The sequence below is a fragment of the Paenibacillus sp. IITD108 genome (genome assembly GCF_036541265.1).
Taxonomy (GTDB): domain Bacteria; phylum Bacillota; class Bacilli; order Paenibacillales; family Paenibacillaceae; genus Pristimantibacillus.
In genome coordinates this window covers 15,873-33,370 of sequence record NZ_JAZHCT010000055.1, presented here as the reverse complement: position 1 = coordinate 33,370, position 17,498 = coordinate 15,873, and the positions used below count along the sequence as shown (strand labels likewise).

The window sequence follows — 17,498 nt, the reverse complement described above, 5'->3', positions numbered from 1 at the left end:
TCATTTGAGCATTTAACGGTTGCCACGATCGCTATTGTACCATTTCTTGAGCAAAATCAGTGCTTTTGGGGAAATTAAGCGCCATTACAACCGTTAGAAATTTCAAGCAGCCATTTTTGCACGAATAGCGTTTGTGGTAACCATTAGAAATTCATCATTGCTCGGTATACTCCGCGACGAAGGAAATCGACTCGAAGGGGCGATGCTGCGAAATGGAGTTATTAAGCTTTATCCACGTTAAAGTATTTCGCCTGCGGATGTGCGAACACCATAGCCGATACGGATGCTTCCGGCTCCATCATAAAGCCTTCGGTCAGCTGAACGCCAATCTGCTCCGGCTTCATCAGGTCAAACAAAATTTCCTGATCCTCTAGATCAGGACAAGCTGGATAGCCGAAGGATACCCGGATGCCTTGATAACGAGCGCCAAGTCTTTGCTTCATCGTCATTTCGACCGGATCAGGGAAGCCCCACACATCGCGCATCATATGGTGCATGCGCTCTGCAAACGCCTCTGCCATCTCAAGCGCAGCAGATTGCAGCACATGAGAGCGAAGATAATCGCCTTGATCCTTCCACTCATTGGCCAGCTCGCGAATACCGTTACCCGCTGTAACTACGAGGAATCCAACATAATCCATCTCGCCGCTTTCGACTGAGCGAAGGAAATCAGCTAGACACAAGAAAGGTTCAACCTGTTGACGCGGGAACGTAAAGGTTTTTAGCACCTTCGTATGATCCTTCGGATCATAGATTAAAATCGAATCGCCAGATGACTGAGCCGGGAAGAAACGGTACATGCCGTTTGCTTGAATGATTTGCCGGTCAATCGCTTCTTGGATAACCTCATTAACGGTATTATGCAGTTGAACCGCCTTAGCGTCGCCCGCTTCAAGCAATTTCTCTACAGAACCGCGCAAGCCCAGATGATGTCCCATCAGCATCTGCATATTAATATACGGTACAAGATGAGCGATCGAGTAGTTGCGCAAAATATGCGGCTCCAAGTCTGGCGGCGTATAGACAGCCACGTCCTGTGAAATATCTGAACGTGCAGGAACAGCCAGCGTTGGCAGCGCGTCTTTTTTCTTCTCCATTGATTCGGCATCAGCTGTGTTGCGCTCTTGCAGATCCTCAAGCAGCTTCACTCTTTGCTCGGGATCAGACAAACGGTTGGCAATATCCAGTCCGTCCATGGCATCCTTCGCATATAGAACTGGACCATCATATTCGGCGGCGATCCGCGTTCTTGTAAATTTCCGGGTAAGCGCAGCTCCCCCTACAAGAATCGGAACATCAATGCCAGCCGCCTTCAAATCCTGCGCTGTAATAACCATCTGCTGCGCAGATTTTACGAGCAGGCCGGACAAGCCGATTGCATCAGGCTTCTCCACATGGTAAGCCTCAATCAGCTTCTCAGGCGGAACCTTAATTCCCAGATTCACAATGTGATAGCCGTTGTTGGACAAAATAATCTCAACTAGATTTTTGCCGATATCATGCACGTCACCTTTAACAGTTGCCAGCAGCATTTTGCCGCGAACCGCCGATTCGGATTTCTCCATAAACGGCTCCAAATGAGCAACAGCAGCCTTCATCGCTTCAGCACTTTGCAGTACCTCGGCAACGATCAATTCGTTGTTGTTGAACAGTCTGCCTACCTCATCCATACCTTTCATTAAAGGGCCATTAATGATTTCCAACGGCTTATATTTCGTAAGCGCCTCATCCAAATCCGGCACGAGTCCTTCCTTCGTACCTTCTACAATATAGCTGGCTAGGCGCTCCTCCAAAGACAGCAAAACTTTGCTAACCTTCTCAACCTGCTTCTTATCACGGAAATAAGCCACAAATTCTGCAAGCGTCTGATCATTCGTATCAAAAATCAAATTCTCAGCCACTCTGCGGTCTTCCTCAGGAATAGAGGCAAAACGCTCCAGCTTCTCCGTATTCACGATCGCAAAGTCCAGACCAGCCTTCGTGCAGTGATACAAGTAAACTGCATTAAGCACCTCGCGGCCAGCAGGCGGCAAACCAAAGGATACGTTGCTCAGTCCAAGAACCGTCTGGCAGGCAGGCATCGCTTCTTTAATTTTTTGAATACCGTCAATCGTTTCCTTGGCGGAACCGATATATTGCGTATCACCTGTTCCGACAGGGAAAACAAGCGGGTCAAAAATAATATTTTCAGGTGGAATGCCGTACTTATTTACTAACAAATCATACGAACGCTGCGCAACGGCCAGCTTGTCATCACTTGTAATCGCCTGGCCTTTTTCGTCGATCGTACCTACAACTAGGGATGCGCCATAGCGGTGAACGATTGGAGCGATTTGCTCGAATTTAACTTCGCCGTCCTCAAGATTGACGGAGTTAATTATTGCTTTACCTTGCGAATATTTGAGTGAAAGCTCTATAACTTTAATATCAGTTGTATCAATAACTAAAGGCACTTTTACTTTTTTCGTTACAAATTGCAAGAATTTCTCCATATCGGCAGCTTCATCACGGTCTGGGTCCTGCAAGCACACGTCAATAACGTGAGCTCCGCCCTTCACCTGTGCTCTTGCAACCTCTGATGCTTCTTCATATTTGCCTTCCGCAATAAGCCGCTTGAACTTGCGTGAGCCGAGCACGTTTGTCCGCTCCCCTATAAGATAAGGGCGATTGTCGCTCTCGATATACAGCGTCTCTATGCCTGACAGTGCCGGAGGATGCTCACCTTGCTCAGTCCGCGGCTTGTACTCGCCTAACGTTTTTGCAAGTACTCGAATATGCTCCGGTGTCGTACCGCAGCAGCCGCCTGCAATATTAAGCCAGCCTTGTTCAGCAAAGCCCGCCAGCTTTTTAGCCAAAGATTCCGGCGACTCGTGATAATGGCCGTTCTCATCCGGCAAGCCGGCATTCGGATAGCAGCTGATAGCCGACTGAGCGATATCAGACAGCGAACGAATATGATCGCGCATAAATTCCGGTCCCGTCGCACAGTTAAGACCAACGGAAATCGGCTTAAGATGCTCCAGAGAAATATAAAAAGCATCAATCGCTTGTCCAGCCAGCGTTGTCCCCATTGGCTCGATCGTTCCCGAGATCATAATCGGCAATACTTTGCCGGTCGTCTCGAAAGCATTGCGAATCGCAATGCTGCCCGCCTTAACATTAAGCGTATCCTGTGACGTTTCGAGCAAAATAACATCCACTCCGCCTTCAATCAGCGCAACCGTCTGCTCATAATAGCTGTCCAGCAGCTCGTCAAAAGTTACGCCGCCTGTTACTGACAGCGTTTTGGTCGTAGGACCAAGCGCACCGGCAGCATAACGCGGCCAATCGGAGGTGGAATATTTACGTACTGCATCTACTGCCAGCTTCGCTGCTGCCAGGTTTATCTCTCTTGCATGATCCTGCAGATCATATTCCGCCAATACAATGCTGGCTCCGCCAAACGTATTGGTCGATATAATATCGGCGCCTGCTTCCAAATACGCCTCGTGAATATTAGAAATCACATCCGGACGCGTGATCACAAGATTTTCATTACAGCCGTCAAGCTCTTCACCGCCAAAATCAGCCGCAGTCAAATCTGCCTGTTGAATCATCGTGCCCATCGCGCCATCAAGAATTAAAATCTTCTGCGCCATTTGGGATTGAATCGATCTTTTCTGCTCACTAACCGTCATGTTACTGCCTCCCGTTACGAATGAAGCTTAATCACAAGGATGTAGCTGTCAGTTCTATGTGATTTATAGTTTAGCAAACTTATCGATTTAATAATAGTATGAAGAATAAACGGCTGAATAATCAATTTTTGGCACATGATAGCACTGGCAATCCGGCGTAACGAAATAATGCACCTCGGAAGCTAGTTTTCGTACACTAACCTCCAAGATGCATTCACTAAGTGCACACGATTTGTTTCGTAACAGCATTAAATATTCATTGCTTGAAACAGTTTATAAAACGCTTGTGCAGCTTGTGCTCTAGTAACCCGGTCATTCGGACGGTAACTGCCGTCTTCAAATCCATTGATTACACCAAGATCTGTCAATTGTGCAACAGATTGCTTTGCCCATTGCGGAATGGTCGACTCATCTGTAAAGCTCATTTGCTCATCGCGTCCATTCATACCATCTTTATCAAAATTCGCTGCCACTCTAGCCAATATAACGGCCAACTCAGCCCGGGTAATCGTATTTGTCGGTTTAAATGCTACACCTTGCCCCGTTTCATAGCCATAAATAATTCCTGCTGCAGCTGCCGTTTCAATATATGGCTTTGCCCAGCTCGGAAATTGCTCATGATCAGCAAATGAAACTTCTCCATTTACCTTTTGTATACCTAACCCCGCCACAGCCATTTTCACAAATTCAGCTCTTGTGACGGTCTTTTCCGGCCGCAACGTTTGATCAGTGAACCCGTTTAGTATATTCATGCCAACAAGTCTGTCTATTGCGTCCTGTGCCCAATGATCTGTTGCATCAGCAAAGTGTAGCGGCTCGTATGCAAAAACAGCATATGCTGTCAGATGACTTGCAGCAAATTTGACAACATCGGTGGAGCCATCTGCCATTCCGATATATACCCAACGTTGTAATTGCTTGTTGTAATAATAAATAGCAGGAGCTTCATTCATTGAAAGCTTGCTCTTATCATAATGAAGAGTCATGTCAAGTGCTTGCATAATTTGCACAGGCTGTTCACTGCGCAGCTCAACAATATCGCTTATAGGCTGCATTTCGTCATAGTCTGGAGACTCTTCTTTCTTCATAACAGACAGATGGATTGTAGTGTCTTCAGAAAAAGCATTTTTTGGTACGTTTACAGCTGCTTTATCTGGCAAGACCAGCTCCCCGCCCTCAGCTTTAACAATTGTTCCGGATACACTTTGCTGCGCATTTCCAGTATCTGTGCCATTTTCGCCATTGCTGCCGTTGTTGCCGTTGTTGCCGTTGCCATTGCTGCCGCCGTTGCCATTACCGTTGCCATTGCCATTCGATTCAGCAATGCGAAGCTCGACGTTGTTGATCTTTTCTTTATTTCCTGCTTTATCTACTGAACGATATTCGATGGTGTACAATCCAGCATTTGTCAGTGTCACGCTTGCTGTATCGTCCGCCTCTGTCCAAAGTCCTCCGTTAATGCGATACTCTGTTTTATTTACTCCCCAGCCAATAGAGCCATTGTCCGCACTGTCCACTGCTTCGAATCGAAGCTTGACAGCACCTGTATAGGATTGGTTTATATTTTCAGAGTCATTTACGTACATTTTAGTAACAGGCGCAACTGTATCCTTAGGCCACAGCTCTAATGTTGCTGCATATAGGCCGCCCTCATTTTTTCTGCTTCTAATATCAGAATACAGATTGTAATTGACTTGTTTAAGTGCGACACTCACGATTTGATTATCTGCCAGCTTTTGATGTACAAATGGCGTAACATCGAACTGTCTCCATGCTTCCGGACCCGAAAAAGTAATTAGATCGATTTGTTTGCCAATAGCAGGGGCATTGTTATAGTTAAGCTCAAGCTCACTCCAGCTATCATCAGCTAGTTCAAATACAGCAATATCAGAAACCGTTTGGCTGCCAGAATTTGTTTTGCCGTACACATGCAAGGTGGCTTTTGCTATTTCCCCTTCAAAATCGGATAGATCGAATTTTAAAAATGCTTTTCTGTCCGCTTCTGCACTGCCATTTGTAATACCGAGGTAGTTTTTATCTACTCCGTTTACATTGCCGGCATTTTTTCCGCCTTCAATAAAGCTATCCTCACTAACGATCACTGTTGTAATTGCCTCTGGATCAGGCTTATGCTCACTCATATCTGTATCCACTGCACTAGGGTCGATTTCGAAACTAGCGAAATGACTAGCCCCTTTCGATCCATTCGTATTCACTTCCATCATGATAAATGGAGACATTTGCACAATCTTCACGCTTTCATCCAGCTGCAAGTTCTCCAAACCTTCATAGCCAATGGCAACTCTCAGCTTGGACTGAGTTTGCGTCGGGTCGGATACTGCAATTTGCAATTGATCTCCCACTTGCTTCATCATAATCGAGGCGGGTTGCTGTACCTCAACAGAGTCAAGCTTGCCTGGATTCCAGAAATTAAAGCCTGTCAAGTTCAGCCCCGCATGTTTTACAGCTTGCACGTCAGCGGTATTGCTAATCACTTCAACAGCCGGGTTTTCTGCATATGTTTCTGTAGCTGCTGCATCTTGATTAGGCAATAGCACATAGGCATAGGATGCGTCCTGTGGCTTTTTGCCATGATTAAAAGCAATACTCAAATAATTTCTTTGCAGCACATCGCTAGAGCCATTGTTATCTATATCTTTCCAAGAGCCGGTACGCGATTCGCGTAACAGATCCAGGCTTGCTCCTCCAGGGAAATAATAACCTATATCAGAGCCAGGAACATTTCCTTCCAAATGAGCCCATTGAACCTGCTCGGCTTGCTGATTCCAGCCTGCAGCTTCTGGCATCGTTTCGCCATTTACAATAAAACGGTTTGTGCCGTCTTCATTAAGCTTACGGTTTTCAGCAATTGTTTCAATCATGCGATCATCCTTGCTTGAAATCCCTGCTCCGAGCGCCACAAGCTCATCATTAAACATAAACCATGATTTTTTACCTGTGAGCGTGCTATTGTCCGGGCTTAAATCCATTCCTGCCGCACCATACAAATTGTCTATAACCGATCCGCCAACCCATGTTTTCCCTGTTGTTTTGGCAGCATTTCGGATGGCACCATCAGATGTCACTCCCGGCAAGCGATAAGCATTCACTGTTGCCCAGAAAGCATCATGGAATTGATTCAAGTCATTATTGTACAAATAAGTCATTCCATCGCCTGTATACCAGCCTTTATGGTTTTCTGTTCCTTTCTCATAATTAGCAATACGTGCTGAAGACATGCTGATTCCATATGCATATCCAGGACGATGATGGACGATCCGATCCATTGCTGATAACTGCTTATGCAAGGTCAAATCATCCTTGCCAGCTATGCTATTGTCCTCCATAAGCTTTTTCAATAAAATGACATCTGCAACTCGCAAACCATTGTAATAGTTAGGTACTTCTGAATCTGCCTCAAACCAATGCTTTACCATTGCTTTAAAATTGTCTGACTGTTCTTTGGAGGGTGCAAATTCAGCCAGTCGCAAAATATGACTCCACGGCACTAACTGACGATTACCTCTGGCAATAGAACGTCCAAAAACCATATCCATCATCAATTTTCTAAACGTTACCGGTTCAAAAGAATTTGTAACCCAATCAAATACATGGTTTTGATTAGCGTCTTCAATCGGCCATGGAGAATGATCCAAAAGTGTCATCACTTTCATCATATCGCCCAGCAATACAGCTCCGTAGCTTCCTGTATATGCGATATTGTTATGCTGGATAAAGGAACCATCCAGATAGAAGCCGTCCCCCCTAGTCACATAAGGAAATACTTGGCTAATTGCACTTCTGCCCTCTTTAATTTTGTCCTCATTATGATCATGAATGCCTCGCAATATGGTAATCAGTGCTTTATCCATCCGGTTAGCGCCTGTTTCAGTTACAGAAGGCTGGACCGTTCGCTTAGTGGGATCGGGAACAAATCGATCAATGGCTTTCACATATTTTTTTATTTGCTGTTCACTCAAATCATTGTACATAAGCGACATTGTATCTCCGAGTGCCAATGGAACACCTATTTCCCATTCAAACCAGTTGCCCACGATCGGCTTGGATTCGTTGTACCATTTACTGTTAAGCCAGTCTAGCCCCTCTATAATATCTTGTTTCAGCACATCATCTTGGTACAAGGCAGAGCCTTTGGTCGCGTATGCCGTTGCCATATCTCTTAGACGCTTATAAGAGTCGGCTACAGCGTAACCGTTTGCAGATGATGCAGGCTTATCACTCCACAATTCCGTCCGCTCACTGCTTTTATTCATAGTCGTCCAAAAATCTGTTGCTGCAGCAGTAATAGACGTTATCGACTTGGCGATATCCGGATCAGCCGGATCATAGCTTGTCCCGCCAATCAAATAATCTGTCCATTTTAGACGCATACTCTCAAAAGCCGCCAGCTTCTCCGGATCAATAGGCTGCTCTGGATTTTCCGGCTGCTGCGGTCCGTCTCCTACCAAATCCAAAATATCCGCTTCTGAAAGGACAGAACGATAAATATGAAGTTCATCCATAAATATATGTAATACATCAGCTGTTTTATTAGCTAGCGTGCCATCGCCCATTACTCCGATTTTAGGAGAATAGCTGGTATCTACCGTTCCTGTTACAGCAGAAGTATCCTGCGATTTATCCGCAACTAATTGTCCGTCTACATAAAAAGCGGTTTGACTGTTGCGCTCATTTACAATCGTAATATGATGCCACTGATCATCAGTGAATGGATAAAACTTAATTTCTTCCAATTCCTGATTACCGACTGTCATTTGCCAGCGAAGCATTTTATCCTTATCGGATGTCAATTGCCAACCCGTCTCTTTTTTTCCTTTTTTATTACCGATAATGACAGGCCAGCCTTCCACATTGTAATCGGGCATTTGCAGCCAAAAGGCGATCGTAAAATCTGTGTCACTGCCAAACTTCAAATCAGTGCTGTTCCCCAAATCAATATATCCGGCAGACTGGCTTCTGCTTTTATGATTATCGATTTCGATTGCTTGTCCCTTTGCACCGTACACATACCCCTTAAAATGAGTATTAGCAAACGGCTCAATGGTGCCTGTTCCCTCGTTATTCAAGTTTCCATCCAGCGGCAAATACAAAGCAGGCGCTTTGTTTTCCTCCAGCAAATCTGCTTCTGCAGCAGCAGCTCCTTCCTCGGCTGCATATGCCGGGATTGCAAGCGCATTCAAAAAGAGTAAAAACACTAGCAGTCCACTTACATAACTTGATTTTTTCATAAATTGAAACTCCTTCCTCTGTCATTAATCAAATGTTTTATCCAGCTCACAGTACATATTAATCTTGCTGCCATTAAAAAACGTGTACGATTTCGACCATTCAAGAGGAATATTTTCACCCAAAATTTTTGACGTCATTTCCTATAATCGTTGGTAAATGAAAACACTTGTGTTTAATCGTTAACTCATCGTATATTATAGATAAGGGTTGTCTATAATTAGAGGTGAGAAAAATGCAATATGGTGTTGGTGTAGAGTATGCTCTTCATTGTCTTGTTTACTTTATCGGTAGTAATTCTGCAGAGCCGATAAGGATTAAAGATCTGGCAAAATTTCAGGGGGTTTCAGAAAGCTACCTTTCGAAAATTTTCACCAAACTTGTCAAAGCCAAAATTCTAAATTCGATTCCTGGGGTCAAAGGCGGCTATGAATTAACGAAGTCTCCTCAAAGCATATCTTTTTGGGACGTTATTCAGGCTGTGGAAGGACAAAAGCCTGTATTTGAATGCCGCAATATAATCGGCAATTGCATTATTAACAATGAAGCAGGTTGCGCAACTTCCCTGCCATGCCGGATTAACGTTACCATGCTAGAAGGAGAAAAAATGATGCAGGATTACTTTAAGGGGAAGACTTTATTATGGCTTAGAGAAACTTTAGATCATGAGTTGCCAAAAGAAAGATTGGAAAAAACAATCGAATGGTTTAATCAACGGCAATAATTTTTTTGTCTTGATTATAGACAAAGTATATCTACAATTATGTTTTTAAGGAGAGAATAATGATGAAAACACGATTTTTGATGGGAAAGGTTTATCCGAAAGCATATCAAGCTGTGGTTAATTTGAATGATGTTGTGTCCAATTCCTCTATCGATAAATCTTTACAGGAGTTAATTAAAATAAGGGCTTCCCAAATCAACGGATGTGCGTATTGCATCGATTTACACACCAAAGATGCCAGAAAAAAAGGTGAAACAGAACAACGGATTTACGCACTAAGCGCTTGGAAAGAATCGAACTTTTTTACCGAAACAGAAAAATCAGTTTTAGCTTTAACTGAAGCTATAACACTTATTAATAAAGAGCAAGTTCCTGATGATATTTACAATGAAGTAGAGAAACATTTTAACGAAGAAGAAATTGCACAGCTTATCATGTCCATCATTACAATAAATGCGTTCAACAGAATTGCTATTTCAACAAGAGTATTACCACGTATGGATTGAACTAACGGATACGTTAGCTCAATCAGCAAGCGGCAGTCTAGTACTTTATTTACCAGTCCAAGGCTGCCGCTGCTTATTTTTAGAACCTAGAGCTTCTGGAACGATAATCCGTATGGGATCAAACAACCGGCGACAATGACGTTAGTTCTTTTTTGTTTGCAGCATGTCCTAAAATTTCCAATTATTTTTACCGACATTAATATTATTAGAATTCTTCATATGAAAACTGTGAATATTATAAAAAATTCTTTGACCGAGGTGGGCGTAATGAAATATTTTGATCCCTTAATGGACGCTGCTTTAAAACGAAATGATTTTGAAGCCGTAAAATCACTTCTTTCAAATGGCTTTGATCTTACACCTATACCGGGGCATGGGACATACCTTGATCGTGCATGGTCTCACCGCGGTGAATATGACTTTGCTATCGTGAAACTATTAATAGATTCTGGGGAGAGCTTAAACTATCCCGGCCATCCTTCTATTGTTATGGCAGCAAAACGTGGAAATATTGAGGAAATGCAATATGTTCTTGATAGAGGAGCCGATATAAACGCTGTAACTCATACTGGGGTATCCGCTTTATGGTCTGCTGCGTATGACAACGATATGAAAACCGCTCAATTCTTGTTAGATACTGGGATTGATTTAAAACTTCATGGTGGAACAGCACTACAAATAGCTGCATCTAATGGCAATCTAGCTATAGTAAAACTATTAATCGATGCTGGTGCGGACATTAACTATCAAAGTTTCAATGGCCATCCAGATCTCTCCGATAGTCCTCTTCATAATGCTGCCTATAGGCAATACTCAGTAGTACTTTATTTGCTAGAAGCAGGTGCTGACACCAGGCTAAAAAATCACTATGGAGAAAGAGCCTTTCATGTCGCAAGGGTTAATGGTAACGAGGAGATTGCAGATCTCATTTCAAAATATGAACCGGCAGATTTACATAACTATGATGCAAAAATTGAAGAACTTAAGCGTATGATGCTTCCAAATGGTATCATTCTAGATCTTGGGGAAGAAAGACAGAAAGTGGACCTGCCTAACTCTGAATACGTCAATTATATTACCTACTGCTCTATTTATGATGTTACGGAGTTTACCTTCAGAGGACTTCGTCTTATTAATCTGTTGTCAGAAACGGAAGGATATAGTTCATACGGAATGCTGGTTTGGATACCATCAGTGAAGACCCTTGGTACATATGACGTTGAACATGAGACACTTGCATTATTAAATAAAGTGACTTGGAAAGCGTTTAGAAAGTCACCTGAAAAGTACATAGATTTAATTATTGACGAGGAGTACAATCCTATCGAAGATCTTGATTGAATTAAGCATAAGGAGCGCTTAACGAACGGGAACGATAGTTATAAAAAGGCTCTTTCCCCGTTTGAGGAAAGAGCCGCTGCAATCCGTGCCAAAAGTTACTTATATACCCTCTGCCAATTGTATCAATTGCTCCTTTGTCGCAACATCTGATTGCAAACGATAATAAACGAGCTGGCCATTTGCTTCAGACATCCACTCTATGCGCTGTTTGCCTGCAGCATCTTCTATATAAAGTGCTTCTGTTCCATCGGCAAACTGAAGTTTTTCCTTAATGTGATCCATATTATCCGTAAAAATTGTTTTCCAGCGCTCTCCCTCCAAGCTGTCGAGCGTAACGGTCAGTCCTTCAGCATTTTGGTAGGTTGCAAAATAGCCGATCGTACCGCTATGAGCTAATAAATCAAATACGAACTCCTCATTGGATTGGCTCGCTTTTTGCACCAGTTCCTCCATCATTTGCGGCGAAGGCTCTATATTATGAATCAGCTTCCCATTCAAAAATGTATACCCTTGACTCAAGTCGGCACGCGGTTCAGGCACCACACCCGCTGTTACAAGCTCATCAGCCCGGGTGACAACTTTTTCATTAACCTGTGAAATAAAGCTGCCGCTATCCTTAAAATAGAATAATGCTGCTTCTCCTTCCGGAATATATTGCAGCAAATCGATCGTTACATCAACTGGCTGATCATTTGGCAAAAAAGATTGATACTCCAGCACAACAGAGCCATCGCCGCCAAACAATTTCCAGGAGGAAGCCGCATACCCAAAGCCGCTAGCAAGTATAACAGTCGCGGCCATACTTATTGCCAGCCAGCTCTTATATTTTCTAACCGTTGTCCCCGATATAGCCTGCATCACTTTATCTGTTACATCAATTTGCGGTAAATTACAATCTTGCATGCTTGCATTCAGCTCCTTGATGAAGTTTTTGTTCGTACTCATGATCATTTCCCTCCAGCTCTAGCCATATATTTCTCAGCTTTTTTTTAGCTCTTTCTACCTTTTTTCGCAGCAATGCCGTTGCTATCGGAATTACCTCTTGAATTTCCTCATACGACTTTTCCTGAACGACTCGAAGCACGATTAAAGCGCGATCTTGAGGCGGCAGCCTCAACAGCGCCCGTTCGCTTAACGTTCGAAGCTCGCTCTGTTTTACTTTTGCATAGCCGTCCTCCACATGCTGCTGATCCTTTAGTGGTGCTGTTAAAATACTGATCCATTTCATGCGCGACTGCCGCTTCAGCATATTCATGCAATGATTGTAAGCTATTCTGTACAACCACGCTGAAAATGATTGCCCGCTAGTGTATTGATGCAGCTTTTCATAGGCTTTAATAAATACGTCTTGAACGGCATCCTCGGCTTCCTCGCGCTGCAGCAGCAGCTGATAGCAATAAACATACAATTGCTGCTGATATTGCTGAATTAGCTTGGCATATAGCGCCCTATTGCCGTCCTGTACACTTTTCACCAGCTGCTCTGTGCTGTATTCCACCGCGCTCTCCTCCTCCCTTCCTATTTCTTACCTATATAACAATCAAAAATCATTATTGTGACATGTTCACTGCCATTATTTTGGTTATTTCTCTTGAATCTATCATTTATTACTATACAATGAAAATCATCAGGGAAAACTGGAGGACAGTATCATGCCGAGCAACAAGCCACTTTTGCACAAATGGAAAATTCCTATTATTAGCCTTGCATTTATTGCTATGTTAACCGGCTTGCGCATTATATGGATCGATACGTTTAATGGCTCAGACTATCCCGACGCAATAAACGGTGTCTTAGATTTGCGGAATTACAGTGCTGATTCCAAAAGCTCCATCACACTCGATGGACAGTGGGAATTTTATCCGCACAGGTGGCTGGCAGAAGAACAGCTGACGAATGACGTTAAGAGTCCTAGCTCGTCTGGCTACATAAAGGTGCCCAGCGGCTGGAATTCCTCTTTATCCGAGCAGCAACCGACACCGTTCGGCTATGGCTCTTACCGCCTGCAGTTATTAGTTGACCCTGCTAAGGAACAAAATTACAGCATTCGCATACCAAGTGTGCGAAGCTCCTCCGAGCTTTATGTAAACGGCCGATTACTGGGCAGCTCGGGAAAGCCGGCGGAGCATAGCAGTGAATATATTGCCCATAACATACCTTACACGGTTACCTTCAATACGGAAGGCAAGGAAAGTGTAGAAATTATTATACAAGCTGCCAATTATACCGATCCGCGTGACAGCGGCATTATACGTTCTATTCGCCTTGGCAGTGAACTAACGATATATAAAGAGACGCAAATTTCAATAGCCATGCAAGTGCTTGTGGCAGCAGCCTTTCTCATTCATATGATTTATCCTATTATTCTTTATTTTCTTGGCTACAGGGATGTTAAGCTGCTTTATTTTTCCCTGCTTATTTTCGTGATCACCATTGCTATACTAATGAGCAGCGAAGATAAAATATTGCTGCTTGCAGTGCAAATTAAGCTCAATACAGGCTTTGCCATTAATATGCTGGTAACGATATTTGGAACCTATGCACTCTTCCGATGCCTGGATGATTTTATACCCCCGAAAATATTTACTCGCATACATCCATGGCTGCTGCTATTATCCGGGGTCAGCATCGGTCTTGTGTTTATTTTACCAGCCGCGCAATATAAGTTGCTTCAGCCTATATATGTTCCGATTGTATTAACGATTCTATTATCCGTATCCTTTAAACTGATAAAGAGCGCCTTTTCCGGCGTTCAAATTAATATTTGGCTTTTGCTCGCTATCATCTCCGTTACCAATTACATGATATGGTATATGATTATCGTTGCGGAAAAAATAAAAATTTTATATTATCCGCTTGAGTTAATTGTAGCCACGATTTGCTTCGCTACGATATGGCTCAGACGATACTACTTGAAGCTGATCGAAGCAGGCCAATTATCCGAAAAGCTGCGAAAATCAGACAAGCAAAAGGATGAATTTTTAGCCCAAACCTCACATGAGCTTAGAAATCCTTTACACAGCATTCTTAATATTTCGCAGACTGTGCTGGAACGGGAACGGCGCGCATTAAGCCATAAGAGCACGCTTGATATTGAGCTCGTATTGACAATAGGACGCAGAATGTCGCTGCTTTTGGATGATTTGATCGATATGTCCAGGCTGAAGGATTCACATATCAATCTGCAAATGCAAGCCTTCAAAATTCAATCAGTTGCCAATGGGGTCATTGATATGCTGCAATTTATGGTAGAATCCAGGCCTATTCGACTGGTCAATCAGATTGAGGATAGCTTGCCGCCCGTATTCGGAGACGAGAAAAGGGTTGTGCAAATTTTATTTAATTTACTGCATAATGCCATCAAATTCACGCCTCAAGGAGAAATTTCAATAGGCGCTTTTGTTCAAAATAATCGGGCATATATTACCGTTTTAGACTCTGGGATCGGCATTCATAAAGAAGCAATGGATCGCGTGTTCGAGCCATACGAGCAAGAAGGCAGCACGGCTGCGGCTGACGTCAGCGGCTTTGGCTTAGGCCTTCATATAAGCAAACAGCTGGCCGAGCTGCACGGAGGCAGCCTGCATATTGAAACGGAGCCGGGACAAGGCTCCTGCTTCACTTTTGATTTGCAGCTTGCTGACGAATCGTCTGGCTCCGCCTTTCAGCAACAGGCAGCTGCAGCCTATGACGGCCCGAAAGCGCAACACTATGAGCTGCTAAAGGTTAAAGAAAGCATTCAGCTAAAACAGCAGCATGAGGAACATGAAGAATATGAGGACTATGAGTGGGAATCGGACAGCACGCCAATCTCGGCAGATCGGGGCCGTATTTTAATTATTGATGATGATCCGGTTAACCTCAAAGTGTTGGCCAATATTATTGACGATGAGCATTATGAGCTTACTACTACGACCAGCGCGGCAGAAGCTTTGGACCTGCTTCATATTCAAGAATGGGATTTAATTATTTCTGATGTAATGATGCCGCAAATGTCCGGATATGAGCTGACACGAAAAGTTAGAAAACGCTATTCCGTTTCAGACCTGCCGATATTGCTGCTTACAGCCCGGAATCGGTCCGAGGACATCAAAAACGGCTTTCGGGCAGGCGCTAACGATTATGTTACGAAGCCAGTGGACGCTACCGAGCTACGTTCAAGAGTGCAGGCCTTGACGCAGGTTAGAAAGACGGCGCGCGACCGGTTGCGAGTAGAAGCGGCCTGGCTGCAAGCACAAATTCAGCCGCATTTTTTATTCAATACTTTAAATGCAATCGCTGCGCTTAGCACGATTGATATGGAGCGCATGCGCAAATTAATCGATGCTTTCAGTCAGTTTTTGCGCGACAAATTTTCGTTTCAAAATATGGATGAATGGATTCCTATCGACGATGAGCTGAATATTGTACGTTCTTACCTGTATATTGAGCAGGAGCGCTTTCTTAACAGGCTGCAGGTTGTTTGGGAGGTGGATGTGCATGGTTTGTTTATGGTTCCGCCACTTACTATACAGCCGCTCGTCGAAAATGCTGTCAAGCACGGCATTATGAAGCAGGCGGGTGAAGGCAAAATTTATATTCGCATTAAAAATCGCAACGACGATGTGGAAATCTCGATAAGCGATAACGGTGTTGGCATGAGCGAGGAATTTTTGAACACGCTTTTCCATCCGTCAACAGAGCGCAATAGCGGCATCGGTCTTATAAATACACATTTGCGCCTCAAACGCCACTTTGGCAGCGGATTGCAAATCAGCAGCAAGCTTGGGTATGGCACAACCGTTTCCTTCGTCGTGCGAAAGCAGCGGGCTTAGTGGCGGCAGCTCGCGGAGAGCTTAGTCCTGGTAGATCGCAGCAGCTTAGTTTTGGCAGCCCGCTGAAGAGCTTAGTCGCGGCAGCTCGCAGGTGTTGCTTAATCGTGGCAGCTCGCAGGTGAGCTTAGTCGCGGCAGCTCGCAGGTGAGCTTAATCGTGGCAGCTCGCAGGTGAGCTTAATCGTGGCAGCTCGCAGGTGAGCTTAATCGTGGCAGCTCGCAGGTGAGCTTAATCGTGGCAGCTCGCAGCAGCTAAGTGTATTTTATGCATCTAGATTCTCTTTTTTTGCCGAATAAAAGATTCTAAATGGATTTCATGCATCTAGTTTCATCGAAATACCCTATATACTGCGAAATGTGCCAAACTAGCTGTAGTTTTTCCCTTTAGATTCGCAAAAAGGGCAAATTCCTTAAAACTAAGTACAGGAAATGCACTTAGCTTAAGCGCGGAGTGCCCGCCTCACTAAACAGAGTTTTCCATTGTTGCAAATTACTTTGTTGCGGTTTTTCAACAGCCAGATTTCATACATCTACTTCCATTGAATACCGTATATATCGCGAAATCGCCAAGCTAAAGGTAGTTTTGAGGTGGCACCGACCGATTCTGTATGATATTTCATATACATTTGTGCTTTTCCGGACATTTCAGCGTATTGTGTATGAAATTTCATATACATTGTGACGTTTTGAGGTGGCACCGACCGATTCTGTATGATATTTCATATACAATTGTGCTTCTCCGGACATTTCAGCGTATTGTGTATGAAATTTCATATACATTGAGACGTTTTGAGGTAGCGCGGACCGATTCTGTATGATATTTCATATACAATTGTGCTTTTTCGGACATTTCAGCGTATTGTGTATGAAATTTCATATACATTGTGACGTTTTGAGGTAGCACCGACCGATTCTGTATGATATTTCATATACAATTGTGCTTCTCCGGACATTTCAGCGTATTGTGTATGAAATTTCATATACATTGTGACGTTTTGAGGTAGCGCCGACCGATTCTGTATGATATTTCATATACAATTGTGCTTTTCCAGACATTTCAGCGTATTGTGTATGAAATTTCATATACATTGTGACGTTTTTAGGTGGCGCCGACCGATTCCGACAACAACTACTTAATCAGCCAAAAGGGGCTATCCGGCAAATCAGCGCAAACTGATCTCTGGACGCCC

The 17,498-nt window shown here is 43.7% G+C and carries 8 protein-coding genes; 4 read left to right on the top strand and 4 right to left on the bottom strand.

Translation table 11 applies throughout. From position 1 onward, the window contains the following. Positions 1–221: 221 nt before the first annotated feature. Both metH and V1L65_RS27460 read right to left on the bottom strand, forming a co-directional pair. Positions 222–3,677 carry a methionine synthase gene (metH, locus tag V1L65_RS27465; protein WP_331702519.1) on the bottom strand — a complete coding sequence of 1,152 codons (3,456 nt, stop codon included), beginning with the start codon at positions 3,675–3,677 and terminating at the stop codon, positions 222–224. Positions 3,678–3,925: 248 nt separating this feature from the next. Continuing rightward, on the bottom strand, positions 3,926–8,926 hold the full coding sequence (locus V1L65_RS27460; RefSeq protein ID WP_331702518.1) for a polysaccharide lyase family 8 super-sandwich domain-containing protein: 5,001 nt from the start codon (positions 8,924–8,926) through the stop codon (positions 3,926–3,928). Between the two features lie 233 nt (positions 8,927–9,159). Here V1L65_RS27460 and V1L65_RS27455 point away from each other — a divergent pair, with 233 nt between their 5' ends. From V1L65_RS27455 to V1L65_RS27445, 3 genes are all read left to right on the top strand, one after another. Next, positions 9,160–9,648, top strand: a complete 489-nt coding sequence (locus tag V1L65_RS27455; RefSeq protein WP_331702517.1) for an RrF2 family transcriptional regulator — start codon at positions 9,160–9,162, stop codon at positions 9,646–9,648. Positions 9,649–9,710: 62 nt separating this feature from the next. Next, positions 9,711–10,154 (top strand): carboxymuconolactone decarboxylase family protein, encoded by a 444-nt coding sequence (locus tag V1L65_RS27450; RefSeq protein WP_331702521.1) that lies wholly within the window; start codon positions 9,711–9,713, stop codon positions 10,152–10,154. Positions 10,155–10,421: 267 nt separating this feature from the next. Beyond that, on the top strand, positions 10,422–11,495 hold the full coding sequence (locus V1L65_RS27445) for an ankyrin repeat domain-containing protein (protein ID WP_331702516.1): 1,074 nt from the start codon (positions 10,422–10,424) through the stop codon (positions 11,493–11,495). Between the two features lie 99 nt (positions 11,496–11,594). On the opposite strand, the gene V1L65_RS27440 is transcribed toward V1L65_RS27445, so the two are convergent. Continuing rightward, a complete protein-coding gene (locus tag V1L65_RS27440; protein WP_331702515.1) occupies positions 11,595–12,440 on the bottom strand; it encodes a hypothetical protein in 846 nt (281 codons plus the stop codon). Further along, positions 12,385–12,993 (bottom strand): RNA polymerase sigma factor, encoded by a 609-nt coding sequence (locus V1L65_RS27435; RefSeq protein WP_331702514.1) that lies wholly within the window; start codon positions 12,991–12,993, stop codon positions 12,385–12,387. Before V1L65_RS27435 ends, V1L65_RS27440 begins: the two co-directional genes overlap by 56 nt. 154 nt (positions 12,994–13,147) lie before the next feature. Between V1L65_RS27435 and V1L65_RS27430 the strand changes: the two genes are divergently transcribed. Beyond that, on the top strand, positions 13,148–16,309 hold the full coding sequence (locus tag V1L65_RS27430) for a hybrid sensor histidine kinase/response regulator (RefSeq protein WP_331702513.1): 3,162 nt from the start codon (positions 13,148–13,150) through the stop codon (positions 16,307–16,309). Positions 16,310–17,498: the final 1,189 nt, after the last annotated feature.

Bases quoted from the DNA above. Each gene is read 5' to 3' on its own strand.
- metH (WP_331702519.1), bottom strand. From the start codon at position 3,677: ATGACGGTTAGTGAGCAGAAAAGATCGATTCAATCCCAAATGGCGCAG.
- V1L65_RS27460 (WP_331702518.1), bottom strand. From the start codon at position 8,926: ATGAAAAAATCAAGTTATGTAAGTGGACTGCTAGTGTTTTTACTCTTT.
- V1L65_RS27455 (WP_331702517.1), top strand. From the start codon at position 9,160: ATGCAATATGGTGTTGGTGTAGAGTATGCTCTTCATTGTCTTGTTTAC.
- V1L65_RS27450 (WP_331702521.1), top strand. From the start codon at position 9,711: ATGAAAACACGATTTTTGATGGGAAAGGTTTATCCGAAAGCATATCAA.
- V1L65_RS27445 (WP_331702516.1), top strand. From the start codon at position 10,422: ATGAAATATTTTGATCCCTTAATGGACGCTGCTTTAAAACGAAATGAT.
- V1L65_RS27440 (WP_331702515.1), bottom strand. From the start codon at position 12,440: ATGAGTACGAACAAAAACTTCATCAAGGAGCTGAATGCAAGCATGCAA.
- V1L65_RS27430 (WP_331702513.1), top strand. From the start codon at position 13,148: ATGCCGAGCAACAAGCCACTTTTGCACAAATGGAAAATTCCTATTATT.